The following is a 24,616-nucleotide window of genomic DNA, read 5'->3' as shown; positions in this document are numbered from 1 at the left end:
CGTATTGCTGATAACAACCGCGCGGGGTGAGATGTGGTTCCCTGAGCGGCGCCCTACGGTGGTGCGGTGGACTTCAACGCTGTGCGTGAAACCGTCGACGACGTGATCGACGCAATGTGGGCTACTGACCGCACAGAGCGACTATTCGTCCGTGACGGATGGCCCGGTGCCTCTTGTGAGCACGTTGCAGTTGCGGTGGCAGCGGTATTGGAGGATCGCGGACTCGGGCGATGGACTTTCGTGCAAGCCTCGCGACCGGGGGAACTGAATGGCCACGCATGGCTTGAGTGGCGGGATGAGCGGGGGCGGTCTTGTTCTCTGTTGACCCGACGCTGCAACAGTTCGAGCACCACCCGAAGCCGTTTGTCGGCGAGGGGACGACGCCCGCCGCCTACGAGTTCACGGACGTGCACTATGAAGGTGCGATATGGGAATGGCCTTAGCTCGGGTCGGAGAACTAAGTCTTCCGACGGCTGATCCGAGCGGTGAGAACACAGCTAGCGGCCTAGCGATCGCGCGTGACGGGTAACCTCGCGAAGCTCAGCGACCCTCCCCAGCGCCTCTTCGAGATCTCCCTTTGCCCGAAGTCTTGCCCACGGTCCGCCCCAATCGCCGGTGAGGAAAGCGCGCTGTCCCGCGAGCACGCCAGGGGCGAGCTTTAGTTCGTCTGCAAGTTGCTCAAGAGCCGCCGCAGAACGGGCTGCAATTACTCTGTTCCGGTGCTCACGTGGCAAGAGGATGTCTTCGGCGAACTCGTTTGCCGCAGTAAGGGTGTCTCCCTGTGTATCGCTAGTCATCCTCGTATGGCTCATCCGCCAGTTCCGTCGTCACGAACTCTTCATCGTCGTCGGACGCCGCAGCGGCATGCCGTGAGTGGAGATGCGGAGCGTCTGGATCCAGCAGGGGAAGATCGAATCGTTCGAACCCGAGGGCGGCCCTCCCTAGAGCATGCGGAACTCCAGTCGCGTCCGGCCACGCAACTGCGAACAATTGGCTACGCATGTAGCTGTATACCTTTCCGAGCTGGGGCGCGCCTCCAATGGCGGGATGCGATCTGTCGCGAATCATGTCGCGCAGTACTTCGAACGGTTCCATGTCAAAGCCGTTTCCAGGCAGCTTGCCGCGTGATCGGAGGAGCTCAACGAGACGATCACGGGCCTCGTCGGTTGCATCTCCAATCATTGCCAACACGCGGCCGCTGTTTCCCCCGTGCCAGGGCTGTACAGGACGAAACGTGAACCGATCGATCGAAGCGTCGTAGTGAAGTTCCCAGATCCGGAATCGCTTCTGGCGCCATTGGTAGCCGCCAAAGATGAAGCGAACGCCAGGGTCTCCCGCCGTCATCTGACCACGAGGCAGGTCATGGATATTCTCGCGCATTTCATTGAAGACCTTGAGAGCGATTCCTTTTGCGACGCTAATGTCATTGCGCCGATCGCGAGACGCAGGGAAGAACCCGATGGCCTGCGACATCTGAACCACGAGAGGATACGCATAGTCCGTCGCGCCCGCGAAAGAGATAAGCGCGTCTGACCGAGGCAAGGTGAAGATTTTGGGCGCCACGTCCCACGCCTGCCCCGCGCGGAGCCGACTGTCGGAAGCGAAGACCAATTCCTGCGTGTTGCCCACAGACCGAATCCACGCCAGTGAGAGTGTGATGGTTGCCTCCATGGATGCTTCTTTTGCCAGTCGTGAGGACGAATATAGCGACTGAGCGCGTATCAATGCGAAGAGACTCCCGGACACCTGTTTGGCGCGACAAAATGCATGGACAACGACGACGACAAGATGTTTGGCAACCAGCGAAAACGGTGTGCCCACGGCGACAACTTGCGTGGCCGTTCACAGATGTGAACGTGCTCTCAAAGTGTCGCCTTTCACCCCAACATTTGGTCTGGGCGCCGGCGGTGACATATACATCGGAGCAAGCGCAATATCTACAAACGCGCGTACCCGGGCCGACCTGACCGGTTGGGACGCAGGGTGGACTGGCGGGGCGGGCTATATCGGTGCGGGGTATACAGGGTCATCGGTAAGTTTGCCCAATCCCTCCGTCTCGACGACTAAAGTCGGTATCGGTGTTGGCGAGGGCCTGTATCTCGGAGGGGAAGTCGGCTACACATGGGCGTGGTGAAGTTATGAGGATTCTCGCTTATGCCCCGATCGCTCTGTATGCGGTCGCGGCGGGTCTCGGTCTGGCCGGTCTGCTCACCGACATGCTGAGCGTGCCCGTGACCAGTGGAATTCTCATCCTTGCTGGTGTCTTCTTCGTACTTTCGTTGGCGCTCTCGTACTTCACCGTGAGGGGCGACACAAGGCCGGCATCCACCGCATTCATCGGGCAACTGTTCGCTGTAGGATTCTGGCGCGGTTCTCGTATGTCCCGTCTGGGCTTTTTGCTCCTGGGAACAATCGCGGTGCTTATCTTCGCCGCTGGAGCAGTGGTTCTTTCTCGCGGGACGACAGTTGAAAAAGTCGGAGACGCCTACTACAGCGTCAACTCCGGTCAGCGCGTGGCGCTGACCTCGGCAGAGGCCCACTATCTCCAGAACGCGCAGAACATTCTCGTGCCGATAGGCGGTGCGATGATGCTTTGCATTTTTTCTGCAGGGTTGCTTCGCGGCGCGTCGATTGTTCGGCGCGAGAGAACCGACGGTTTGATGCCCAACTTGTTGCAGTGATGGGTGCGCAGCGGAGGAGAGCGAGCGCCTCTCGTTCGTGACGTCTGCACTCGACCGCACGCATCTACATGAACGAACGCAGCCAGAAACTCGATGGCGGCAATCCCGGTGGTGGCAAGCGGCGATGAATCGACAACGATCGGAGCACGGATGACCCATCCCACGCCGGATCCTGACCCAGAGTGGGTGCCGGGAAGGGTCACACCTCACAAGCCGGGACCCCCAGCCGTGTGGCTGAAGATGTTGGAACGCATTACCAACGAGGTCATGGTCCTGGCTCGGTACCGAATGACCTGGCGAACCGTGAACGATCTCGTCGACGACAGCGCGGCAATCCAGGAACAGCCCTACTTCGTGGAGTGGATTTCGGAGTTGTACGCGACGACCATGGCACTCGGTGTTCGAAAAATGGCCGACAGGTCCTCCGACGCCGCCTCGTTGTTCATCCTGCTGAAACAGATCGCGGAACACCCAGATGGGCTCACTCGCGAGTGGTACCTCAGCGACATTTACGAGGATTGGGGCAAGAACTTTGATCACGCATTCACCCGGCGAGCCGATCCCAAGAAATTGGGGCACATCGACCCAGACGTTGTGCTCGCTGACCAGCGACGTCTAGTCGAGGCAGCTGATCCACTGCGGTTGTACGTAAACCATCACATCGCGCATGCTCAAGCCGAGCCGAAGGCGACGATCCCGACATTCAGAGATCTACACGAAGCTCTCGATGTCCTGAATGAGCTCTTTCTGAAATACGAACTCCTGCTCACTCGCGGTAACCGTGAGCCCTTCGAGCCGGTGATCCCATTTCCGTGGCAAGGCATCTTCGACCGTGCATGGAGCGAGAAGCGGGAGACTTGACGTCGGCTCCCTCCGTTACGGTCGTGGCATGCCCCGACGTATGGCGGACCCGACCTTCCGCGCCGAGCAGCACGCGACTGCGCACACAGCTCCGCACATTGCTCCCATCAACCGGTTTGTCGACTCGGTACGGGATCGCGACGGCCGCGGATGGGCGCCGTACGTCGCGCCGCTGCATGCGGGAGTTGATGCCCGCGTGCTCTCGATTCTTCGGGATCCGGGCCCGGCGACGCAGGACGGGTTGGGTAGCGGATTCCTCGCGATCGAAAACGACGACCCGACTGCCGAGCGGCAGATGCTCTTGTTCGAGTCCGCCAGGATCACGCCGCGGCAGGTGCTCCCATGGAACGCTTACCCCTGGTACTTCAACCGACAACCCACCGCGTCTGAGCTGGATGCGGGAGCAGAGGTCATCATCGAGCTGCTCGAGCTGCTACCTGACCTCCGGGTTGTTATGTTGCAGGGGCGCGACGCCGGACCGGATGGAAGAAGGTGGCACGCCGGCTACAGACACCGATTGAAGCTCGTGGTGTGAGCGTGCTGGCAACGATCCACCCCGGGCCGTCAGGCGCTGTTCACTCCTGGTCGCGACGAGCGCGCACGGCGAGTGGTCCACCAGGAGGCGACGTTCCTCCGCGTTGGGGAACTCATCAGGGGGTAGCCGCTAGGCGCATTAGGCCGTTGGGGAAGCCGCCGGTTCTGGCGGCCTTGTTCAACTCGGTCACACTATGGCCGCTTCCTGAGACAAAACGGTCCAACCACGAGGCTTCTCTCTGCGCGGATTGTGGCTCCGGTTCCAGATGTGGTCCTTCGACAGAAAATACTCGGCCTAGATCGCTCGAAAGCTCGCTCTTGCGCCGTTACCTCAGAGCTTCATCGCCCGCTAGAGGACGCTTGGACCATCGCTAGCTCGCTGCTCGAGTGAGCGATGACGCGTGCACTTCCCTCCAGGCAGAACGAGCGAGTGCGCACTCCGCGAGATGACGGTCCTTCACCCGCAGGGAGGGTCCTGCGCTTCAAGCGCGGCGCAGAAGTCCTCCCTATCGTGCTCTGCCGTCACCAAATGGGTCCCGCCAAGAGTGTCGCCAATCTGATTGAACGAAATGTCCATCGTGGCTAGACGAGATCGATCGGCAACGATCCAGCCCTGGCTTCGCGCCTACTTCGCCGCCGGAGGCACCTTCCGTCACGCCGTGGAAATCGCGAAACTCCTGGGTGAGATGAAGAAGGGTGTCCGGCACCGCGTCAAGGCTCGGTACCGGGACAACATCGTCGAGATCCTCCGGGAGCGCGTCAACGCGAAGACGTAGCGACCCAACGATGTGTTTGTAATCGCTCTAGATGGCCGCAGTCCACCAAGACTCGCGCGACATCGACCCGATCGCGCTTAAGATCGTCGGAGCGACAAGTTGTCTGGACAACTACAGCGACAACTTATTCGGCATGGCGCACAACTTCAGGCCCCGCGGCGACACATTGCGCGATCGTTCACATCGAGGCTGTCGACCGTCGGCATAGGTTGTCCTTCCGCCACATAGTTTGTCCGTCTAGCGAGGCACTGCGACCGATCTGACGGGTTGAAGCCGTCGGCTGCGCGTGACGTCGCCGGCGCTCGATGGTGGCTGCAACGTGATACCGCTCAGCGGCCGGGCAACAAAAACGCAAACCTGTCGTCGGGCGCGAATCGGTACTCGTCGTCGCAGCGGAAACCGCGCAGCCACTGTTCTCCGTCAACGACCCGCAGATAGAACCCTGTAGGGAAACTCGTGTCGTCAGTCAGCGGCGCCGATGCGACCTTGAGAGCGCCCGCGGGTGACTTGCCGGCCGACAGCACAGAATCCGGAGCGCTCGCCTGGGAAGCCATCGCGAGCCGTAAGTAGGGGCCGGTGTCGGGCGGGGCCAGCTCAAACCCTTGGGACTGTGCCGCTGAGAACACCTCTGGGAGAGTCGCGCTGGTCGTCAGATGCAGATCGCCCACCGCGCACTCTACGATGCTGATCTCCTCTCGGTCTCGTAGGTCGAAGACCGCGTGATCGAGAAGTGTGTCGGCGTATGCGTTGAGGAGGACGCCGCGTGAGCGGAGCGCCGCTCGGAGCTCGGCGCGGGTCAGGCCTCCGACCTGAAGACGAAGGGGCGTCATCTCGTTTGCCTCGGTGGGCTTCACGTGTCAAGGCTAGCCAGGATCACCGATGGTCTCCGTCTCAACGAGGTCGTGGTCGACGAACCCTTGGGAGCGTGCGGCGTTAGGTCGTGCCAGCAAGGAGGCACGCTACGGACAATGCACAAGGCGTCGGGTCCAACTTCAAGATGCTGGATACCTAACCAGGGGTGTGGCCTGGTCTTGACACGGCACTTCCATTTTGGAAGTGTTGGCTGCATGAGCCTATTCATCACCTGCCCGGTCGAGAGTGTCGAGCGCGCGACCACCTTCTATACCGCCCTCGGCTGGACTCTCAACGCCGAGATGTCAGATCAGAACGTGTCCTGCTTCGCGATCGCGCCCGAGCAATACGTCATGCTCGGCAGCCGCGAGATGTACGCGAGCGTCGGCGCCACCGAGGAGCTGGTCGGTGGGCCCGACACCCCTTCGAAGGTGACGGTCTCGTTCGACCTCGGCAGCCGCGAGGCGGTCGATGAACTCGTCGAGCGCGCCGCCGCTGCCGGCGGACGTGTCGGTGACATCGATGACTACCCCTTCATGTACCAGCGCCAGTTCGATGACCCTGACGGCTACCACTACTCGCCGTTCTGGATGAAGCCGGACACCGATCCGATCGCGTGAGCGACCTCGCCGCAGCCCTCGACATCGTCGGAGCACGATGGGCCCTGCTCATCGTGGAGCGGCTGCTCGACGGGCCGCAGCGATACGGGGATCTGCAGCGGGACCTCGGAATGGGGACGAACATGCTCGCAACCCGCTTGCGCGAGCTCGAAGCGGCTGGAGTCCTGCACCGGCTGCCCCTCCGGCACAACACCCGGGCCTACGCGCTGACCGATCGCGGGCTCGCCCTGCGCGCGACTATCATCGCGCTCGGACGCTGGGGCGCCGAGGAATCCTAGGTGCGCCCGAGATCGTCGAATCGTCGCGTCTTCTCGCCAGCAGTCTCCACTAACCGTCCGAGACCTCTGCGTTCAGCCGGCACCTGGCGCAGCTCGCTCGGCGCGACCCACACCTGAACTTCGGCGTATACGATGAGGCCGGAGATCTGTGTGCGTATGCCCGGGTGGTGACCGATCAGGCGACCTTCGCGTGGTTCTGCGATGTCTACCTCGACCGCGACCATCGCGGGCAGGGCCTCGGCCTGCCTCTCGTGCGCGCGGTAGTCGACAGACCGTCCAGTAGCCGATCCCTCCGCTGTAGTTGACGGGGAGCGCACAGCTGAGCAGTCATTCTTCTGGATGACGCCATTCACTCTTTCGCGGGATTCATCGCAGCGGCAGACGGTGTCGAATGGGATCATGAACGTCACACTCCTCAACCTCCTCCAGGGTGTCGGCGCCACGGCGCTCGCGATCGTGGCGTTCACCGTCGCCCTCACCTGGCCGGCACTGGTGCCGTCGATTCGGGCCGTTCGGCCCGATCGCACCCGTCACCTCCTCTTCTCGGGGCTGGGCGTCGCCCTGCTTCTCACGACGGTCCCGCTCTACCTCGCTCCGGGTGTGCTGCTGCACGACGGATTCGATGCCGCGTTGGCGACGATGCTGATCGCGACGTGGGCCATCTCGGTCGGAGCCCTCGTGATCCGCGGGCTCCTGCTGTCAAGCGTGGCCCGAGCGTTTACGCTCGCGTTCGCGGCGGTGGCGGGCACAGGGCTGATCGCGGGCTTCGGCTCGTCGCTGGCCACGCAGAACCACGTCGCCGACACGATCACGCCGACCGGCGCGTTTCTCCTCGTCATCGCCGCGGTCGCAGCAGTGATCTTCTGGTCCAACGCGGACGATCAGCGGAAGGCCGAACCCGCGGGGGCGTCGGCGTAGCTCAGTCGGTCGTGAGTTCCGGATGCGGGACCCGCGCATCCCGGGAGCCCGGCCAGCGGCGTGAGATCCAGACCACGCCGAAACCGACGACGAGGATCACCACGGCGATGAGGATCACGTAGAACGACACCGAGAGGTAGCCGTTGCGTGAGGTGGCCGGGTTGAGGAACGGATACGGGTACCAGGGCATCACACCCGTGACCGGGTCGCCGGCGAACGGACCGCGGATGAGCGTGTAGACGGCCCAGACGATCGGGAATCCGACGATCCACCAGAGTGCCTTGTTCCGCAACGGCGCCCGGCCCGGTGCGAAGAACCAGTCGAGCACGAGGTAGAGCGGGATGACGACGTGCAGAACCTCGTTCGACCACTGCACGGTCTGCCCCTGCGGCAAGGCGATGTTGCGCAACAGGAGGTTGTAGACGATTCCCGTCGTCGCCATGTAGGTGGTCGCGACCGCGCGCAGCACGGTGTACCAGTTCGGATCGGCGTCCTTGCGTGCGAATGCGAAAAAGGCACCGATCAGGAGCACGACGGCGGCGAGCACATTCGAGTCGATGGTGAAGAAGCTGAAGAAGTTGACAACAAAGGCGCCGACGCTCCCGCCCTTGCTCGCGATCGCCGACGCACTGCTCGCGAACTGGGTGACGATCGCCGCGATGCCCAGGGCGGCGAAGACGAGGCGCGCGATGCCGAATCCGGTGCGCATCGGAACTTCCTCACTGGTCGTGGTGCGCTGACGACTGACAGGCCGAGCCTACTGATCGGCGCCGCTCTCACGCGGCAAACGCGCAGCAAGGGCGCGACTAAACTGTATGCGAATCCCTGTTCTGAGAGAGGTCGCCGACGTGGCACCCGCTGTTCCCGCCCCGAAGTCCGCCCGGTACTGGGTCGTCCCGGTCGTTCGGGCCGTGATCGCCCTGATCGCGGCCGCCGTGATCACCTTCACGCGCGACGCGCACACCGCCCAGTTCGGGCTCATCGTCTTCGGCGTCTTCGCCGTGCTCGAGGGCGCGGTTCTCGTCCTGTCGAGCCTGCGGACCCTGGCCGACCGTCTCACCCGCAAGCTCTTCCTGGTGCAGGGGGCGATCGGCGTGCTGGCCGGCGTTCTCGCGCTCGCCCTGTCGGGCAGCGGCCTGGGCCTCTATCTCTTCGTCGTCAGCGTGTGGGCGGCTCTCACTGGCTTCCTGGAGTTGTACAGCGGTCTGCGCTCGCGCACCAAAGACGGCGCGGCCCGCGATTGGATCGTCACGGGGGCGCTGACCGCGGTTCTCGCGCTCACCTTCCTGCTCATCCCGTCGGATGCGATCCTCGCGATCGGACTGTTCGGCGCCTGGGCGGTCATCGTCGGCGTGTTCCAGGCGATCGGGGGCGCCTCGCTGAGGGCATCGGCCCGAGGGGCGACCGCTGAGCACAACGTCGGGAGCGGATCGTGAGCAAGCGCGACAAGAACAAGCCGGGAACGACCGCCGGCGCGACCTCCGGCGCTCAGCCGACCCGGCGCGACCGCTTCCTTCCCGCCGAGCTGCTCGGCATCTCGGGAGCCCTCGGCGTCTTCGTCGGTCTCATCGTGCTCATCGCGACCCGGGAGTTCCTCTTCGCCGGCATCGCGCTCGGGATCGCGTTCATCGTGTCGCTCGTTTTCATGGCGCTCTTCGCGATGGCGTTCAAGCCGAACGCCGCCGAGGTGCATGACATCGAGGAGCAGAACAGGGGCGACCGCCCCTCGTCATCCGGCCACTGATTCCAGCGAGCCGCCCGGGCCGTCCGCCGCTCTAGAGGTATTCGAGCAGGTCGCTGGCCACGCCGGTGTAGGTCTGCGGGGTCAGGTCGAGGAGCCGCTGGCGTGCCGCCTCGCCGATGTCGAGGCCGTTCACGAACTCGGTGAGGGCGGCATGGTCGACCCGCTTGCCCCGCGTGAGCTCCTTGAGCAGGGCGTACGGGTCGGTGATCGTCGACCGCCCGGCGGTGACCTCGGCGCGGATCACGGTCTGGATCGCCTCACCGAGGATCTCCCAGTTGGCGTCGAGGTCGGCCAGCAGCAGCGCGCGGTCGAGAGCGATCTGGCCCAGGCCGCGCTGAATGTTGTCGAGCGCGAGCAGTGAATGGCCGAGACCCACGCCGATGTTGCGCTGCGTGGTCGAGTCGGTGAGGTCGCGCTGCAGCCGGCTGGTGACGAGGGTCGCTGCCAGCGAGTCGAGCACGGCGGAGCTCAGTTCGAGGTTCGCTTCGGCGTTCTCGAACCGGATCGGGTTCACCTTGTGCGGCATGGTCGACGAGCCGGTGGCCCCGGGCTCCGGCGTCTGACGGAAGTATCCGAGCGAGATGTAGGTCCAGATGTCGGTGGCCAGGTTGTGCAGCACGCGGTTGGCGTGGGAGATGCGGTTGTAGAGCTCGGCCTGCCAATCGTGCGACTCGATCTGCGTGGTGAGCGGATTCCAGTCGAGGCCGAGGCCCGTGACGAACTCGCGGGAGATGCGCGGCCAGTCGGCCTCCGCATCCGCCACCCGGTGGGCCGCGAAGGTGCCGGTGGCGCCGCTGAACTTGCCGAGGTACTCGGTGCTCTCGATCTGCTTCCGGATGCGCTGCAGCCGGTACACGAAGACCGCCAGCTCTTTGCCCATCGTGGTGGGCGTCGCGGGCTGGCCGTGCGTGCGGGCGAGCATCGCGTCGTCCCGGTACTCGAAGGCCTGGTCGCGCAGCTCCGCGATGACCGCGCGGAACTTGGGCAGCCACACCTCGTTGACGGCCGCGCTGACGGTCAGAGCATAGGAGAGGTTGTTGATGTCCTCGCTGGTCGCGGCGAAATGCGTGAGCTCGGCGATCTCGTCGAGACCGAGGGTGTGCAACCGCTCGCGCACGAGGTACTCCACGGCTTTCACGTCGTGCTTCGTGGTCGCCTCCAGTTCGGCGAGCCGGTCGATCTCCGGCTGCCCGAATCCGGTCGCGAGAGCCCGCAGCGAGTCGATCTGCTGCTGCGTCAGGGGGCTCGAGCCGAACATCCGGTGACTCGTCAGGTAGATCAGCCACTCGACTTCGACCTGCACGCGTGCGCGGTTGAGCCCCGCCTCCGAGAGGTAGTCGCCGAGACCGAGCACGGCGGAACGGTAACGGCCGTCGAGCGGGCTCAGCGGCTGGGGAGGCAGGGCGGTCATGAGGCTCCTTGCGGGTGGGATACCCCTCTATTGTTCCGCATCCTCGGCGAACGCCTCGCCGCTCGCGCTATGAGCGGCGGGTGAGGGGGCGCAGGATCAGGCCGAGCAGCCAGGCGATCAGGCTCAGCACCAGCGCTCCCAGCACACCCCACCAGAAGCCGTCGATGAAGAGGCCGAACCCCATGAGGCTGCTGATCCACGCGACGAGGAGCAGCAGCAGTCCGTTGACGATGAACGAGATCAGCCCGAGCGTGAGCACATAGAGCGGGAAAGCCACGATCCGGATGACCGTGCCGATGATCGCGTTGACCACACCGAAGATCAGCGCAACCAGTAGGTAGGTGAGGATGGTCGCCAGTTCGTCGGGTGCATACGGTCGAACGGTGACGCCAGAGACGATCAGCGTGGTGAACCAGAGCGCGAGGGCGTTGATGATCAGCCGCAGGAGGAATCTCATGCTGCCCATGATGTCAGGCGGCACGGACACTGACGAGGGGTTGCACGAATTCCCCCGCGAGCATGTGGCCGCCGGTAGGTTTGGTCTGTGAGTACCAACGAAGCCGCTGGCGTGAAGCTCCGTCCCGAGATCGTGGCCGTCGCTGCATACAAGCAGGGGCGCCCCGCGCCGGCCGACGGCTTCAAGCTGTCGAGCAACGAGAACCCGTTCCCGCCCCTCCCCGGTGTCGTGGATGCGGTGTCCGCGGTTCTCGGCGACCTCAACCGCTACCCGAACGCCGGGGGGCTCGACCTCCGAGAGAAGCTGGCGGAACGCCACGGCGTCTCTGCCGGTCAGGTGCACCTGGGCCACGGATCGGTGTCGCTGCTGGCGCAGCTCCTCTCGGCGGCCGCGGGCGCCGGGGACGAGGTCGTGTACGCCTGGCGCTCGTTCGAGGCGTATCCGGGTCTGGTGACGGTCACCGGTGCGACCAGTGTTCAGGTGCCGAACCTGCCGAACGGCGCACACGACCTGGACGCGATGGCGGCCGCGGTCACCGACCGCACACGCGTGGTCATCGTCTGCACGCCCAACAACCCGACCGGGACGATCGTCACCGCCGCCGGGTTCGAGACGTTCATGGCCGCGGTGCCGCCGACGCTGCTCGTCGTGCTCGATGAGGCGTACTACGAGTTCGTGACCGACGAGGCATCCGTCGACGGGATCCCCCTGCTCGGGCGCTATCCCAATCTCGTGGTGCTCCGCACGTTCTCCAAGGCGTACGGGCTCGCTGCTCTCCGCGTCGGCTACGCCGTCGGTGCGGAGGGGGTGCTGGACGCGTGCCGCTCGGCGGCCATCCCCCTGTCGGTCACCGACGTCGGCCGCGCTGCCGCTCTGGCCTCGATCGACGCCGAGGAGGAGCTCATGGAGCGGGTCGCCCGAATCGCGATGCGACGCGACGAACTGCGCGCGGCGTTGCTCGAGCAGGGCTGGAACGTTCCGGAGGCGCAGGGCAACTTCGTCTGGCTGGCTACGGGCGAGCACACGGCTGCCATCAGCGATGCCTTCTTCGACGCCGGGCTCACCGTGCGAGCGTTCGATTCGGAGGGCATCCGGATCAGTGTCGGCGAGGCCGAGTCTGTGGAGAAACTCCTTGATGTGGCCGGGGATATTGTGCGGAACCTACCAAATGGGCACCCCGCCAAGCGGTTAGGTTAGTACGGTGGCTGCAACGAACGATAACCAGCGCCCGGTCGACACCGTTCAGCTCCTGACGGCCGATGGCCGTTTTCAGCCGAGCGACCCCGCCGCTGAGTACCTCCCCTACCTCGAACGCCTCACCGAGAGCGACTATCGGCGGTTCTACCGCGACATGGTCGTGGTGCGCACGTTCGACCACGAGTCCGCGAACCTGCAGCGCCAGGGGCAGCTGGCGCTCTGGGTGCCGAGCCACGGTCAGGAGGCGGCCCAGGTCGGCTCCGCGTATGCCGCGCGGCCGCAGGACCACATCTTCCCGTCCTATCGCGAACACGTCGTCGGGATGATCCGCGGGCTCGACCCGGTGGACATCCTGCGCATGCTGCGCGGAGTGACGCTCGGCGGCTGGAACCCGGCGGAGAACGGCAACTTCCACCTCTACTCGCTCGTACTGGGAACGCAGAGCCTGCACGCCACCGGCTACGCCATGGGCATCCAGCTCGACGGCAAGGCCGGCACCGGCGATCCGAGCAAGGACGAGGCGGTCATCGTCTACTTCGGCGACGGAGCCTCCTCGCAGGGTGACGTGAGCGAAGCGCTCGTCTTCGCCGCCAGCTACCGCACTCCCCAGGTCTTCTTCCTGCAGAACAACCAGTGGGCGATCTCCGTGCCGGTGGAGCGTCAGTCGCGCACACCGCTGTACCTGCGCGGAAGCGGGTTCGGTATCCCGGGCACCCGCATCGACGGGAACGACGTTCTCGCGAGCTACGCGGTGACGGCGAAATGGCTCGACGAGGCGCGCGCCGGCGAGGGCCCTGCCCTCATCGAGGCCATGACCTACCGTGTCGGCGCCCACACGACGGCGGACGACCCCACCAAATACCGCACCGAGGAAGAGCTGCAATCGTGGATCGCCCGCGACCCGATCGCGCGCTACCGCACCTACCTCGCCGATCTCGGTGTCGGGGACTCGTTCTTCGTCTCGGTCGATGAGGAGGCCGCCGACCTGGCCGCCGACGCTCGCCGCCGGCTGCTCGAGGTCACGCCTCCGCCTCTGGACGTGATCTTCGACCACGTCTATGCAGAACCGCATCCGCTGATTGCCGAGCAGAAGGAATGGGCGCAGCGCTACGAAGCGTCCTTCGACGAGGAGCGCGCATGAGCGACCTGAACCACCGTTTTCCCGTGATCGTGGACCGGACCGGCGACGCGGATGCGCACCTCGAGGTGCACGAGGCTGAGCTCGTCGACGAGCCGGTCGAGGCCGAGGTCGAGGTCAACGAGATCAACAGCACCCAGCAGTCGGAGGCGTCGACCGTCGTCGAAGAAGCCGTCATCGTGGAGACCGAACACGCGTATGCGCCCGCAACCGCGTTCGCCGACGACGATCCTGCCGATGCCGGCGCCTCGTTCGCTCCCAAGTCGGAGTTCGACGAGGAGGCGGAAGAAGAGGCTGGAGAAGAGGCCCAGGTCGAGGCCGCCGACGCGGGTGAGGCTGTCGCCGTGATCGAGCGCGAGGCAGCGCCCGAACCGGCCGCAGCATCCCCGGCCCCGGATGCGCCCCAGACTCCCGCGAACCCGATCGTCTCGATGCCGCTCGGCAAGGCCGTCAACAGGGGGCTCCGTGACGCGCTCGCGCGCGATCCCAAGGTGCTGCTCATGGGCGAGGACATCGGCCCGCTCGGCGGCGTCTACCGCGTGACCGAGGGACTGCATGCGGAGTTCGGACCCCAACGGGTGCTCGACACCCCGCTCGCCGAATCCGGCATCCTCGGAACGGCCATCGGTCTCGCGATGCGCGGTTACCGGCCGGTGTGCGAGATTCAGTTCGACGGGTTCATCTTTCCCGGATTCGACCAGATCACGACCCAGATCGCGCGGATGCGCAACCGGCACGAGGGCACCATCACGATGCCGATCGTCATCCGGGTGCCGTACGGCGGCCACATCGGGTCGATCGAGCATCACTCGGAGAGCCCCGAGGCCTACTTCGCTCACACTCCCGGACTTCGCGTGGTCAGTCCCAGCAACTCGCACGACGCGTACTGGATGATCCAGGAGGCCATCGCCTCCGACGACCCCGTGTTGTTCTTCGAGCCGAAGAGCCGGTACTTCGTGAAGAGCGAGATCAACCTCGCCGAGAACGTCTCGCCGCTGCATTCGGCCCGCATCGCGCGCGCCGGAACCGATGTGACCGTGGTCGCCCACGGCGCGATGGTCTCGACGCTTCTGCATGCCGCCGACCTCGCGGCCGAGGAGGGCAAGAGTCTCGAAGTGATCGACCTGCGCTCGATCTCGCCGATCGACTTCGAGCCGGTGCTCGAGTCGGTGCGCAAGACGGGCAGGCTCGTGGTCGTGCAAGAGGCACAGGGCAACGCGAGCGTCGGGTCGGAGATCGCTGCCACGGTCGCAGAGCGTGCCTTCTACTCGCTCGAGGCCCCGGTCATCCGGGTGTCGGGGTTCGACACTCCGTACCCGCCCTCCAAGGTCGAGGCGATGTACCTCCCCGACGCCGACCGCGTGCTCGAGGCCGTGGACCGCAGCCTCTCCTATTGACCGACCTGCGGACTGAAAGAAGTGGCAGCATGAGCGATTCGAAATTCCTCCTCCCCGACGTCGGCGAGGGTCTCACCGAGGCCGAGATCGTCTCCTGGAAGGTCGGTCCGGGCGACACGGTGACGGTCAACCAGGTGATCGTCGAGATCGAGACCGCGAAGTCGCTCGTCGAGCTGCCGTCGCCGTTCGAGGGCGTCGTCGGCGAGCTTCTCGTGTCGGAGGGGCAGACCGTCGACGTCGGCACGGCGATCATCACCGTGTCGAACGCCTCCGGGGCGGGAGTGGCTCCGGCCGCCGAACCGGTGACCGAGGTGCAGGAGGCGGCAGCCGATGCTGCAGCCAGCGTGTCGCACGAGGACGCGCCCGCGGCCGCCGAGCCGGCCAACGCGCCGCTCGTCGGGTATGGCGCGTCCGGGCACGGAAGCAGCCGGCGCCGGCGGGTGACCCACCCGGGGACGAATGCGATCCCGGTCGTGCCCGCTGCCGCAGCCGCTGCCGCTGTCGGCGTGGCTGCTCCTGTAGCTCCTGTCGCGCCCGCTGCGCCCGCCGTTCCACTCACGGTGAGGCAGGAGGTGACCCTGACGCCGAGCGTTCCGGTGATCGCCAAGCCGCCCATCCGCAAGCTCGCCAAAGACCTCGGGGTCGACCTCAGTGCGGTCACGCCGACCGGTCCGATCGGCGACGTCACCCGCGACGACGTCCTGCGGGAGGCCACGCAGGTCAGCGTGTTCCGCAACATCCAGACGCCGGAGTGGCCGAACGACCGCGAAGAACGCATCCCCGTCAAGGGTGTGCGCAAGGCGATCGCCAACGCGATGACGTCCAGCGCGTTCAGTGCCCCGCACGTCAGCCTCTTCGTCGACGTGGACGCCACCCGCACGATGGAGTTCGTCAAGCGTCTCAAGAACTCGGGCGACTTCGCCGGGGTGAAGGTGTCGCCGCTGCTCATCATGGCGAAGGCGATCATCTGGGCCGTGCGCCGCAACCCGACGGTCAACTCGTCGTGGACCGATGAGGAGATCATCGTGCGCCACTATGTGAATCTCGGCATCGCCGCTGCGACCCCTCGCGGGCTCATCGTGCCGAACGTGAAGGAAGCGCAGGACATGTCGCTGCTCGAGCTGGCGGGTGCGCTCGAACAGCTCACCCTCACCGCCCGCGACGGCAAGACTCCCCCGGCCGACATGGCGGGCGGGACCATCACGATCACCAACATCGGCGTCTTCGGGATGGACACGGGCACGCCCATCCTCAATCCCGGCGAGGTCGGCATCGTCGCCCTCGGCACGATCAAGCAGAAGCCCTGGGTGGTCGACGGCGAGGTGCGCCCGCGCTTCGTGACGACGCTCGGCGCCTCGTTCGACCACCGCGTGGTCGACGGCGACGTCGCTTCGCGCTTCCTCGCCGACGTGGCCTCCATCATCGAAGAGCCGGCGCTGCTGCTCGACTGATGATCGACATCGCTCTCGAAGATCCCGGCGCGGTCGGCCGCACCGAGGCGCTCGCGCTGTACAACGCCGTCGGGTGGAGCGCGTATACGAAGGATGCGGACAAGCTGGCGCGCGCGATCGCCGGGTCGAGCCGGGTCGCCACCGCCAGGGAGGACGGCCGGCTCGTCGGTCTGGCGCGCGTCGTCACCGACGGGGCGAGCATCCTGTACCTGCAGGATGTGCTCGTCGAGCCCGCACAGCAGCGCATCGGGCTCGGCCGACGGCTGGTGACGACCATTCTCGACGAGTATCCGGATGTGCGGCAGAAGGTGCTGATCACCGACGATGAGCCCGGCCAGAAGGCGTTCTACGAGTCGCTCGGCTACGGGGACACCCGGGAGGCTCACGGAGGGGCGCTGCGCGCGTTCGTGCGGTTCGATTGAGCCGCGATGCGATGGTTTTGACAATCATTATCAATAAGCTCTAGAGTCGAACGGTGCCCACTCGGGCGCCCCCATCGACTTAGACAGGTCTCCCCCGCATGAAGACGCGTTCCCTCGTCTCGCTCCTCGCCGTTCCCGCCGCTGCCGCGGTCGCCGCACTCGCCCTCACCGGATGCTCGGCGGGCGCCTCAGGAGCCACCTCCGACGGCGAGCTCTCCGTCGTCGCCAGCACCAACGTCTACGGCGACATCGCGCGCACCATCGCCGGAGACGCGGTGAAGGTGACCTCGATCATGGACAACCCCAGCCAGGACCCGCACTCCTTCGAGGCCAGCGCCCAGAACCAGCTGGCCCTGTCGAAGGCCGACGTCATCATCGAGAACGGCGGGGGCTACGACGACTTCATGGACACGATGCTGAACGCGGGCGGCACCAAGAAGGCCACGGTGATCAATGTCGTCGACCTCTCCGGCAAGAAGGCCGCCGGAGGCGAGTTGAACGAGCACGTCTGGTACGACTTCCCGACAGTGCAGAAGCTCACGGACAAGCTGGTCGACGTGCTCTCGAAGGCCGACGCATCCCAGGCCGCGGAGTTCAAGAAGAACGGCGACGCGTTCACGGCCGGGCTCACCGGCCTGGAGAACCGCGAGGCGCAGCTCAAGCAGCAGTACGCCGGCGCCGGAGTGACGGTGACGGAGCCCGTGCCGCTGTACATGCTCGATGCGATCGGCCTCGAGAACAAGACGCCGGAAGCGTTCAGCGCGGCCATCGAGGCGAGCACGGATGTGTCCCCCGCCGTGCTGCAGCAGACGCTCGACCTCTTCTCCGGCGGCAGTGTGAAACTGCTCGCCTACAATGAGCAGACGAGCGGCCCGGAGACCGAGAAGGTGCTGTCCGCCGCGAAGAAGGCCGGCGTCGCGATCGTGCCGGTGACCGAGACCCTCCCGAGCGGCAAGGACTACCTCAGCTGGATGACGAGCAACCTCGACGCCGTGGCCAAGGGGCTGGCCGAATGACGCAGACCGAGCCGCTCGACCTCGTACCGCCGCCGGCTGAGCGCGAGGTCGTGCTCCGCCTGCGGGATGCGGACCTCGGGTTCGGCGATCGCACGCTGTGGAGCGGGCTCAGCATCGACGTGCATGCCGGTGAGTTCGTGGCCGTGCTCGGGCCGAACGGGTCCGGCAAGACCAGCCTGCTCAAGACCATCCTCGGCCAGCAGCAGCTCGACGCGGGCGAGATCGACTTCGACGGGCATCCGGTGCGGCGCGGCGATCGGAGGATCGGGTACATCCCCCAGCAGAAGCTGATCGCACCGGGAACCCCGATGCGCGCACGAGACCTGGTCGCACTGGGCGTCAACGGGCATCGCTGGGGACTGCCGATCACGACACGCTCCGACAGGGACCAGGTCGAGAGTCTCATCGACGCGGTCGGCGCCCGGCGCTACGCGAACGATCCCGTCGGAAGCCTGTCAGGTGGTGAGCAGCAGAGGCTGCGAGTCGGCCAGGCGCTCGCCGGAGACCCCGCGCTGCTCCTCTGCGACGAATCCCTCCTCTCGCTCGACCTGCAGCACCAGCGCGGTGTGAGCGAACTGATCGACCGGCGCCGGCGTGACCACGGCAGTGCCGTCGTGTTCGTCACCCACGACGTCAACCCGGTTCTCGGGATGGTCGACAAGGTGCTCTACCTGGCCGGCGGTCGTTTCCGCGAGGGGACGCCCGACGAGGTTCTGCGCAGCGACGTGCTCACCGACCTCTACGGGACGCCCGTCGATGTGATCCGCAGCCGGGGGCGCATCGTCGTGGTGGGAATCCCGGATGCGGAGACGCACGACCACCACGAGCACGACCGTCACGAGCATCCGGAGCCCGCACAGTGATCGCCCACCTCGCCGGCTCCCCCGACCTCTGGTCGCAGCTGTTCGACTTCGCCAACTACGGTGAGCTGCTCGCACTGGTGAAGAACTCGATCTTCGCCGGTGCGGTACTGGGCATCGTCGGTGGCCTCATCGGCGTGTTCGTCATGCAGCGCGACATGGCGTTCGCCGTGCACGGGATCAGCGAGCTCTCGTTCGCCGGCGCGGCTGCAGCCCTGCTGCTGGGTGCGAACGTGGTCCTCGGATCGCTCGCTGGCTCTCTGATCGCGGCCATCCTCATCGGGGTGCTCGGTGCGAAAGCGCGCGACCGCAACTCGATCATCGCCGTGCTGATGCCGTTCGGGCTCGGCCTGGGCATCCTCTTCCTTGCGCTGTATCCCGGGCGGAGCGCCAACAAGTTCGGTCTGCTCACCGGCCAGATCGTCTCGGTCGACGACCCCCAGCTCGGCTCGCTCATCGTCATCGGCGCCATCGTCGTGATCGGGCTGCTGGTGATCTGGCGCCCGTTGACGTTCGACAGCCTGGATGCGGACGTCGCGGCATCCCGCGGAGTGCCCGTGCGCTTCGTCTCGATCGCCTTCATGGTGCTGCTCGGGCTCGCCGTGGCGGTGTCCGTGCAGATCGTCGGCGCGCTGCTCGTGCTCTCCCTGCTCGTCACCCCGGCGGCGGCGGCGATGCGGATCTCGTCCTCACCCCTGGCCGTGCCATTGCTGAGTGTGGGGTTCGCTCTGGTCTCGGTCGTCGGCGGCATCATGCTCGCACTCGGCGGATCCCTGCCGATCAGCCCGTACGTCACAACGATCTCGTTCGTCATCTACGTGGTGTGCCGGATCGTCGGAGCCCGCCGCGGAGCCCGCCGCAGCGCGGGCAGCGGCTCACGGCGACTCGTGAGCCAGGCGGGTTAGCCTAGAGCCGTGAAACGCAACACCTGGCAGCGAGAAGCCGTCCGCGAGGCTCTGACCTCGACGGAGGGCTTCATCAGCGCGCAGGGGCTGCACATGTCGCTGCACGAGACGGGGTCCCCCATCGGTCTCGCCACGGTCTATCGTGCCCTCGCAGACCTCGCGTCCGAGGGTGATGCCGACTCGCTCCAGTCCCCGGACGGCGAGAGTCTCTACCGGGCGTGCACCACCGGCCACCACCATCACCTCATCTGCCGCAACTGCGGCCTCACCGTCGAGATCGAGGCGGATGCGGTGGAGCAGTGGGCGCAGGCCGCCGCCGCCTCGCACGGCTTCACGCAGGCGCAGCACGTCGTCGATGTCTTTGGCCTCTGCGAGAACTGTTCGAGGCTGGCCTCCAACTGAGCGCATTTGGCCGAGAGCCCATGCGTCACGTAGTATTGATGTTTGGCTGAGTGGGCCTCTCCCATTCAGATCGTACGCAAACCCCCGAACTCTCCGGATCGACGGTGTTGAGCGTGCCGACAAGTGACCTTGGGCGGAGCATTCGGCTCCGCGGTATTGGAGAAAACAATGGCAGCAGTGTGCCAGGTGACTGGAGCCGTTCCCGGCTTCGGGCACAACATTTCGCACTCGCACCGACGCACCAAGCGTCGTTTCGACCCGAACATCCAGAAGAAGACGTACTTCGTTCCGTCGCTTCGCCGTAACGTGACCCTGACCCTGAGTGCCAAGGGCATCAAGGTCATCGACGCTCGTGGCATCGAGTCCGTGGTCAAGGACCTCCTGGCCCGTGGGGAGAAGATCTAATGGCAAAGCAGCAGGACGTACGTCCGATCATCAAGCTTCGTTCGACGGCGGGAACCGGTTACACCTACGTGACCAAGAAGAACCGTCGCAACAACCCCGACCGTCTCGTGCTCAAGAAGTACGACCCCGTAGTGCGCAAGCACGTCGACTTCCGAGAGGAGCGCTAGACACATGGCAAAGAAGTCCAAGATCGCCAAGAACGAGCAGCGCAAGGTAATCGTTGAGCGCTACGCCACGCGGCGTCTCGAGCTCAAGAAGGCTCTGATCGACCCGAACGGTACCGACGAGTCGCGTGAAGCGGCCCGTCAGGGCCTGCAGAAGCTCCCCCGCGACGCTTCGCCGATCCGCGTTCGCAACCGCGACGCCGTCGACGGCCGCCCGCGCGGAAACCTCAGCAAGTTCGGCATCTCGCGCGTGCGCTTCCGCGACATGGCGCACCGTGGCGAGCTGCCCGGTATCACCAAGTCCAGCTGGTAAGCACCGCACGACGCGCTCACGAGAGGGCATTCGGCTTCGGCCGGATGCCCTCTTCGCGTTCCCGGGCCGGAATGAGCCTGGGTAAATCGTGAATTGGGCCCGGAATCCGCGTGTTTCCGCGGGTTTCTGATACATTCGAGGCGGTCAAGTCGACCAAACGTTACGGCCCGCGTGGCCTCAACCGTTCCATCAAGAAAAGCTGGAGAACCAGCAATAGGTCCGAGGAGGACACTCAATGGCTGACAAGTCGCTGAACAAGACCGAGCTCGTTTCCGCTATCGCCGCGTCGACGGGTCAGAGCCAGGCTGCCGTCAGTGGCGTGCTCGACACCTTCTTCGCCACTGTCGCGGAGACCGTCGCCAACGGTGGCAAGGTCACCATCCCGGGCTGGCTCGCCGCCGAGCGCACCGAGACCGCCGCCCGCACCGGCCGCAACCCGCAGACCGGCGCCGAGATCAACATCCCGGCCGGCCACCGCGTCAAGCTGACCGCCGGCTCGAAGCTCAAGGCTGCCGTCAAGTAGTCGCACTCCTCCACCTGGGGGACAGCTTCGCGAAGGGGACGCCGCACTGCGGTGTCCCCTTCGTCGTCCCCGCCGCCTGCCGCTGTGTGCGGCCTCTCAGCGCGTGGGACGTAGGCTTGACGGGTGCCCAGAATCGCCCGGATAGCCGGCCCTGCCGTCTTGCTGATCGTCGCCGTCGTGGCGATGATCGCGGCGCTGGCGTTCGGCGGGGGCGCCGCCGCACCGCAGCTTCTCGACCCGGGCGCGCTCATCCGGTGGGGGCTTCCAGCGTCGACGCTGATCGTCAATCTGAGCGTGGCGGGCGTGATCGGTGCGCTCGTGCTCGCGTGCTTCGCATTCAGCCCCGATCGGGACGAGTACGGCAAGGCACTCGACTTCGCGGCCGGCGCTGCAGCGCTGATGACCGTCGCGAGCGCCGTCACCGGGCTCTTCACGTTCGTGAGCGTCTCGAACGTTCCGCTCTCGTTCGACGAGACCTTCACCAACGGGCTGAGCTCGTTCATCACGAGCGTCTCGCTCGGGCAGGCCTGGCTCGGCATCACCTTGATCGCCGCCGCTACGACCGTGCTCTGCTTCGCCGTTCGCAACCAGACGGCCCTCGTGTTCGTCGCGGCTCTGGCCGTGGCCTCGATCGTTCCGATGGCCCAGCAGGGGCACAGTGCGGATGCGGCCGGTCACGATGCCGCCGTCACCTCGTTCGGCCTGCACGTGCTCTTCGCAGCGCTGTGGCTGGGCGGCCTGCTGACCCTCGTGATCGTGCGGCGCTCGCTCGACGGCGCCCGGATCATCCCGGCGATCGAGCGCTACTCGTCGCTCGCTCTGGTGTCGTTCATCGTCGTGGCCGCCTCGGGCTACGTGAACGCGGAGTTGCGTGTCGGAACGCTGGCTCAGCTGGCGACGCCGTACGGCATCCTGGTGCTGGTGAAGGTCGCTGCGCTCGTCGCGCTCGGGCTGTTCGGGGTGTTCCAGCGCCGGTACCTCATCGGCCGTTTGAAGACGAACGACAAGCGCAGCACGTTCTGGTGGCTGGTCACCGCCGAGCTCGCGTTCATGGGCATCGCATCCGGGGTCGCAGCGGCTCTCGCCCGCACGGCGACCCCTGTTCCGGAGAAGCTCGGAGCGACCCCGACGCCCGCCGAGATCCTCACGGGCCAGAAGCTCCCGCCCGAACTCACCTGGGACCGGATGTTCACCACTTGGAACTTCGACCTGCTCTGGGTTCTCGGATGCGCGTTCGCGCTCTTCTTCTACCTGGCGGGCGTCTGGAGACTGCGCAAGCGTGGCGACAAGTGGCCCATCCACCGCACCGTCTTCTGGGTCGCCGGGATCGTGCTGTTGTTCTACATCACCTCCGGCGGCATCAACGCCTACGAGAAGTACCTGTTCTCCCAGCACATGCTCGGGCACATGGTGCTCACCATGATGGTTCCGCTGCTGCTGGTGCCGGGCGCGCCCGTGACCCTCGCGCTGCGCTCGATCCGCAAGCGCAACGATGGATCGCGCGGCGCCCGCGAGTGGATCATGCTGGCTGTGCACTCGCGCTTCGCCGACTTCATCACCAACCCGATCGTCGCCGCGATCCTCTTCGCGGCCTCGCTGTGGCTGTTCTACTACACCCCGCTGTTCCGCTGGGCGACGACGGACCACGTCGGGCACGAGTGGATGATCACGCACTTCCTGATCACGGGCTACCTCTTCGTGCAGTCGCTGATCGGCATCGACCCGGTGAAGTACCGCCTCGCCTACCCGTTCCGGCTGCTCCTCCTGCTCGGCACGATGGCCTTCCACGCCTTCTTCGGACTCTCGCTCATGACCAATCAGGGTCTGCTGCTCGCCGACTGGTTCGGGGCGATGGGTCGAACGTGGGGTGCGACGCCCCTGGTCGATCAGCAGACCGGCGGCGGCATCGCGTGGAGCGTGGGCGAGATCCCGACGGTCATCCTCGCCATCGTCGTCGCCATCCAGTGGAGCCGCAGCGACGACCGGGAGACCAAGCGGCGCGATCGCAACGCCGACCGCACCGGGGAGGCCGAGCTGAACGCGTACAACGCGCGACTGGCGAGGCTCGCGGAACGCGACGGCGCACCGCGCTGAGCGCATCCCGCTACGTGGGCCGGTTCTTCGGGCCTCAGTCCGCGACGGTGATGTCGAGCGCGCCGTCGTCGTAGATCGTGATGGCGGAGATCGACATCTGGAACGGCTCGTCGGATTCGCGCTGCTCGATGGTTCCGTCGAACAGCGACTGCACCTTCACCGACAGGTGCGCGGTGCCGTCGGAGGGAGGCATCGTCCAGCTGCTCTCGCCGGCGACGATCGCGACCGGCGGATAGGCGGCGATCGACCAGGTGGGCAGGCCGAGGACCCGGTCGTCGATGGAGACGCCGAACGGGCACCCTGCGGGCTGGAGCACCTGCTGTTTCGCGCATCCGTCGAGGTAGGTGTGGAGCTGCTTGTCGACCTGGGCGACGAAGGCGGCGTTCGGATTCGCGACCACGTCGACCGGGACCACCCGGCCGGGCGAGTCGGCCGTGAACACGGCGGGCTGTGCATCCAGGTACCGCGACGTGTGGCCGAGTTCGTACACACCGGGGGCGAAGACGAGGTAGTCGGCGCTCGCCGTGAACGCACCTGCCGGCTCGCCGGTGATGGCGCGAGGTTCGACCGTGTGACCGGCGATCGTGAAGGTGTCGGCATGCTGGACCGTGACGTGTGCGACGGCCAACGGCGTCTGGGCGAAGCGCCAGGTGGGGAGGAAGCCCAGCACCGACCCCGTCTGGCGCACGCTGAATCGTGCGGCGACCGGATGCCCGTTCGCGGTCGCGCGCACCTCGACCAGGTGCTCCCCCGAGCCGAGCTCGTCGTCGGAGACGACACGCACGTCCTGCAGGCGAGGGATGACGTCGGTGCGCAGCAGCTCACGCGATGGCGCCGCCGGGAGCCCCTGTGCTCTGAGCGACGCCGCCGTCGGGTTCGCGCCCGGCATGGTCATCGCCGCGGCGAGGTCGTGCCGGCTGAGGGCGCCGACGTACGAGGACACGAATCCGCTCGCGCTGTAGAAGGTGCGCTGCATGGCGCCGGCGGCCGCGATGAACGCGAGCACGAGCAGAACCGCGACGCCGGACCAGATCAGGATGGCGCGCGTGCGGGCCGAGAGGGCGCCCAGGGGATGCGAGGGAGCACCGTCGATCTCATCCCCAACCATGATGTCATCCTAGGGTCCTGTGGACAGCGGCCCCGGCGTGCCCGGTCGAGTTAGAGTAGTGCGGCAGGTCGCGCGAGGAAGGAACTCGG

General features: G+C 65.9%; 30 protein-coding genes. 24 read left to right on the top strand and 6 right to left on the bottom strand.

Annotated elements, in window-relative coordinates; translation table 11 throughout:
- Positions 1-789 precede the first annotated feature (789 nt).
- Positions 790-1,671 (bottom strand): hypothetical protein, encoded by an 882-nt coding sequence (locus ACFVV0_RS01350; protein ID WP_387057293.1) that lies wholly within the window; start codon positions 1,669-1,671, stop codon positions 790-792.
- A 467-nt stretch (positions 1,672-2,138) separates the two neighbouring features.
- Here ACFVV0_RS01350 and ACFVV0_RS01345 point away from each other — a divergent pair, with 467 nt between their 5' ends.
- The 4 genes from ACFVV0_RS01345 to ACFVV0_RS01330 all read left to right on the top strand — a co-directional run bounded on the left by ACFVV0_RS01345 (position 2,139) and on the right by ACFVV0_RS01330 (position 4,852).
- Positions 2,139-2,681, top strand: a complete 543-nt coding sequence (locus ACFVV0_RS01345; RefSeq protein ID WP_387057291.1) for a hypothetical protein — start codon at positions 2,139-2,141, stop codon at positions 2,679-2,681.
- A gap of 93 nt (positions 2,682-2,774) precedes the next feature.
- Positions 2,775-3,542 carry a hypothetical protein gene (locus ACFVV0_RS01340; RefSeq protein ID WP_387057289.1) on the top strand — a complete coding sequence of 256 codons (768 nt, stop codon included), beginning with the start codon at positions 2,775-2,777 and terminating at the stop codon, positions 3,540-3,542.
- A gap of 40 nt (positions 3,543-3,582) precedes the next feature.
- Positions 3,583-4,077: a uracil-DNA glycosylase gene (locus ACFVV0_RS01335; protein ID WP_387057287.1), complete on the top strand. Its 495-nt coding sequence runs from the start codon at positions 3,583-3,585 to the stop codon at positions 4,075-4,077.
- Between the two features lie 577 nt (positions 4,078-4,654).
- The gene (locus ACFVV0_RS01330; protein WP_387057285.1) at positions 4,655-4,852 is read left to right on the top strand and encodes a hypothetical protein; all 198 of its coding nucleotides are present in this window, start codon (positions 4,655-4,657) and stop codon (positions 4,850-4,852) included.
- A 329-nt stretch (positions 4,853-5,181) separates the two neighbouring features.
- Here ACFVV0_RS01330 and ACFVV0_RS01325 read toward each other — a convergent pair whose 3' ends face one another.
- Entirely contained in the window at positions 5,182-5,706 is a 525-nt protein-coding gene (locus ACFVV0_RS01325; RefSeq protein WP_387057283.1) for a hypothetical protein, read from the bottom strand.
- A 213-nt stretch (positions 5,707-5,919) separates the two neighbouring features.
- On the opposite strand from ACFVV0_RS01325, the gene ACFVV0_RS01320 reads away from it, so the two are divergent.
- The 4 genes from ACFVV0_RS01320 to ACFVV0_RS01305 all read left to right on the top strand — a co-directional run bounded on the left by ACFVV0_RS01320 (position 5,920) and on the right by ACFVV0_RS01305 (position 7,520).
- Positions 5,920-6,324: a VOC family protein gene (locus ACFVV0_RS01320; protein WP_387057281.1), complete on the top strand. Its 405-nt coding sequence runs from the start codon at positions 5,920-5,922 to the stop codon at positions 6,322-6,324.
- Entirely contained in the window at positions 6,321-6,602 is a 282-nt protein-coding gene (locus ACFVV0_RS01315; RefSeq protein ID WP_387057279.1) for a winged helix-turn-helix transcriptional regulator, read from the top strand. Before ACFVV0_RS01320 ends, ACFVV0_RS01315 begins: the two co-directional genes overlap by 4 nt.
- A gap of 83 nt (positions 6,603-6,685) precedes the next feature.
- Positions 6,686-6,907: a GNAT family N-acetyltransferase gene (locus ACFVV0_RS01310; protein ID WP_387059416.1), complete on the top strand. Its 222-nt coding sequence runs from the start codon at positions 6,686-6,688 to the stop codon at positions 6,905-6,907.
- A 94-nt stretch (positions 6,908-7,001) separates the two neighbouring features.
- The gene (locus tag ACFVV0_RS01305; RefSeq protein ID WP_387057277.1) at positions 7,002-7,520 is read left to right on the top strand and encodes a hypothetical protein; all 519 of its coding nucleotides are present in this window, start codon (positions 7,002-7,004) and stop codon (positions 7,518-7,520) included.
- Position 7,521: 1 nt separating this feature from the next.
- On the opposite strand, the gene ACFVV0_RS01300 is transcribed toward ACFVV0_RS01305, so the two are convergent.
- Positions 7,522-8,229 carry a Pr6Pr family membrane protein gene (locus ACFVV0_RS01300; protein WP_387057275.1) on the bottom strand — a complete coding sequence of 236 codons (708 nt, stop codon included), beginning with the start codon at positions 8,227-8,229 and terminating at the stop codon, positions 7,522-7,524.
- A 106-nt stretch (positions 8,230-8,335) separates the two neighbouring features.
- Here ACFVV0_RS01300 and ACFVV0_RS01295 point away from each other — a divergent pair, with 106 nt between their 5' ends.
- Together ACFVV0_RS01295 and ACFVV0_RS01290 are read left to right on the top strand one after the other, a co-directional pair.
- Positions 8,336-8,956: an HdeD family acid-resistance protein gene (locus ACFVV0_RS01295; RefSeq protein ID WP_387057273.1), complete on the top strand. Its 621-nt coding sequence runs from the start codon at positions 8,336-8,338 to the stop codon at positions 8,954-8,956.
- Positions 8,953-9,264, top strand: a complete 312-nt coding sequence (locus ACFVV0_RS01290; RefSeq protein WP_387057271.1) for a hypothetical protein — start codon at positions 8,953-8,955, stop codon at positions 9,262-9,264. Before ACFVV0_RS01295 ends, ACFVV0_RS01290 begins: the two co-directional genes overlap by 4 nt.
- A gap of 31 nt (positions 9,265-9,295) precedes the next feature.
- Here the strand turns inward: ACFVV0_RS01290 and purB are convergent, their stop codons facing one another.
- Together purB and ACFVV0_RS01280 are read right to left on the bottom strand one after the other, a co-directional pair.
- Entirely contained in the window at positions 9,296-10,675 is a 1,380-nt protein-coding gene (gene purB / locus ACFVV0_RS01285) for an adenylosuccinate lyase (RefSeq protein WP_387057269.1), read from the bottom strand.
- Positions 10,676-10,742: 67 nt separating this feature from the next.
- Positions 10,743-11,132 carry a phage holin family protein gene (locus ACFVV0_RS01280; RefSeq protein WP_387059413.1) on the bottom strand — a complete coding sequence of 130 codons (390 nt, stop codon included), beginning with the start codon at positions 11,130-11,132 and terminating at the stop codon, positions 10,743-10,745.
- Positions 11,133-11,219: 87 nt separating this feature from the next.
- On the opposite strand from ACFVV0_RS01280, the gene ACFVV0_RS01275 reads away from it, so the two are divergent.
- The 14 genes from ACFVV0_RS01275 to ACFVV0_RS01210 all read left to right on the top strand — a co-directional run bounded on the left by ACFVV0_RS01275 (position 11,220) and on the right by ACFVV0_RS01210 (position 23,419).
- Complete coding sequence (locus ACFVV0_RS01275; RefSeq protein WP_387057267.1) at positions 11,220-12,329, top strand: histidinol-phosphate transaminase; 1,110 nt, start codon at positions 11,220-11,222, stop codon at positions 12,327-12,329.
- Between the two features lie 4 nt (positions 12,330-12,333).
- A complete protein-coding gene (locus tag ACFVV0_RS01270; protein ID WP_387057265.1) occupies positions 12,334-13,470 on the top strand; it encodes a thiamine pyrophosphate-dependent dehydrogenase E1 component subunit alpha in 1,137 nt (378 codons plus the stop codon).
- Between the two features lie 428 nt (positions 13,471-13,898).
- Positions 13,899-14,864 carry an alpha-ketoacid dehydrogenase subunit beta gene (locus ACFVV0_RS01265; RefSeq protein WP_387059410.1) on the top strand — a complete coding sequence of 322 codons (966 nt, stop codon included), beginning with the start codon at positions 13,899-13,901 and terminating at the stop codon, positions 14,862-14,864.
- A 29-nt stretch (positions 14,865-14,893) separates the two neighbouring features.
- The gene (locus ACFVV0_RS01260) at positions 14,894-16,315 is read left to right on the top strand and encodes a dihydrolipoamide acetyltransferase family protein (protein ID WP_387057263.1); all 1,422 of its coding nucleotides are present in this window, start codon (positions 14,894-14,896) and stop codon (positions 16,313-16,315) included.
- Positions 16,315-16,737, top strand: coding sequence for a GNAT family N-acetyltransferase (locus ACFVV0_RS01255; RefSeq protein ID WP_387057261.1), 423 nt, complete (start codon positions 16,315-16,317; stop codon positions 16,735-16,737). Before ACFVV0_RS01260 ends, ACFVV0_RS01255 begins: the two co-directional genes overlap by 1 nt.
- A gap of 98 nt (positions 16,738-16,835) precedes the next feature.
- Positions 16,836-17,753: a metal ABC transporter solute-binding protein, Zn/Mn family gene (locus tag ACFVV0_RS01250; protein ID WP_387057259.1), complete on the top strand. Its 918-nt coding sequence runs from the start codon at positions 16,836-16,838 to the stop codon at positions 17,751-17,753.
- Positions 17,750-18,616 (top strand): metal ABC transporter ATP-binding protein, encoded by an 867-nt coding sequence (locus tag ACFVV0_RS01245; RefSeq protein ID WP_387057257.1) that lies wholly within the window; start codon positions 17,750-17,752, stop codon positions 18,614-18,616. Before ACFVV0_RS01250 ends, ACFVV0_RS01245 begins: the two co-directional genes overlap by 4 nt.
- Positions 18,613-19,518 (top strand): metal ABC transporter permease, encoded by a 906-nt coding sequence (locus ACFVV0_RS01240; RefSeq protein ID WP_387057255.1) that lies wholly within the window; start codon positions 18,613-18,615, stop codon positions 19,516-19,518. Before ACFVV0_RS01245 ends, ACFVV0_RS01240 begins: the two co-directional genes overlap by 4 nt.
- Positions 19,519-19,527: 9 nt before the next feature.
- Positions 19,528-19,920 (top strand): Fur family transcriptional regulator, encoded by a 393-nt coding sequence (locus ACFVV0_RS01235; protein ID WP_387057253.1) that lies wholly within the window; start codon positions 19,528-19,530, stop codon positions 19,918-19,920.
- Positions 19,921-20,088: 168 nt separating this feature from the next.
- Positions 20,089-20,325, top strand: a complete 237-nt coding sequence (rpmB, locus tag ACFVV0_RS01230) for a 50S ribosomal protein L28 (protein ID WP_055857759.1) — start codon at positions 20,089-20,091, stop codon at positions 20,323-20,325.
- Entirely contained in the window at positions 20,325-20,492 is a 168-nt protein-coding gene (gene rpmG / locus ACFVV0_RS01225; RefSeq protein ID WP_085367414.1) for a 50S ribosomal protein L33, read from the top strand. The genes rpmB and rpmG overlap by 1 nt, the downstream gene beginning before the upstream one ends.
- Positions 20,493-20,496: 4 nt before the next feature.
- A complete protein-coding gene (rpsN, locus tag ACFVV0_RS01220) occupies positions 20,497-20,802 on the top strand; it encodes a 30S ribosomal protein S14 (protein ID WP_387057250.1) in 306 nt (101 codons plus the stop codon).
- 235 nt (positions 20,803-21,037) lie between these two features.
- Positions 21,038-21,325 carry an HU family DNA-binding protein gene (locus tag ACFVV0_RS01215; RefSeq protein ID WP_387057248.1) on the top strand — a complete coding sequence of 96 codons (288 nt, stop codon included), beginning with the start codon at positions 21,038-21,040 and terminating at the stop codon, positions 21,323-21,325.
- 183 nt (positions 21,326-21,508) lie between these two features.
- Complete coding sequence (locus ACFVV0_RS01210) at positions 21,509-23,419, top strand: cytochrome c oxidase assembly protein (RefSeq protein ID WP_387059407.1); 1,911 nt, start codon at positions 21,509-21,511, stop codon at positions 23,417-23,419.
- A gap of 34 nt (positions 23,420-23,453) precedes the next feature.
- Here ACFVV0_RS01210 and ACFVV0_RS01205 read toward each other — a convergent pair whose 3' ends face one another.
- Positions 23,454-24,527, bottom strand: coding sequence for a hypothetical protein (locus ACFVV0_RS01205; protein WP_387057246.1), 1,074 nt, complete (start codon positions 24,525-24,527; stop codon positions 23,454-23,456).
- Positions 24,528-24,616 lie beyond the last annotated feature (89 nt).

The sequence above is a fragment of the Leifsonia sp. NPDC058230 genome (assembly GCF_042882245.1).
Lineage (GTDB): Bacteria > Actinomycetota > Actinomycetes > Actinomycetales > Microbacteriaceae > Leifsonia.
This window is presented reverse-complemented; position numbering and strand designations above follow the sequence as displayed.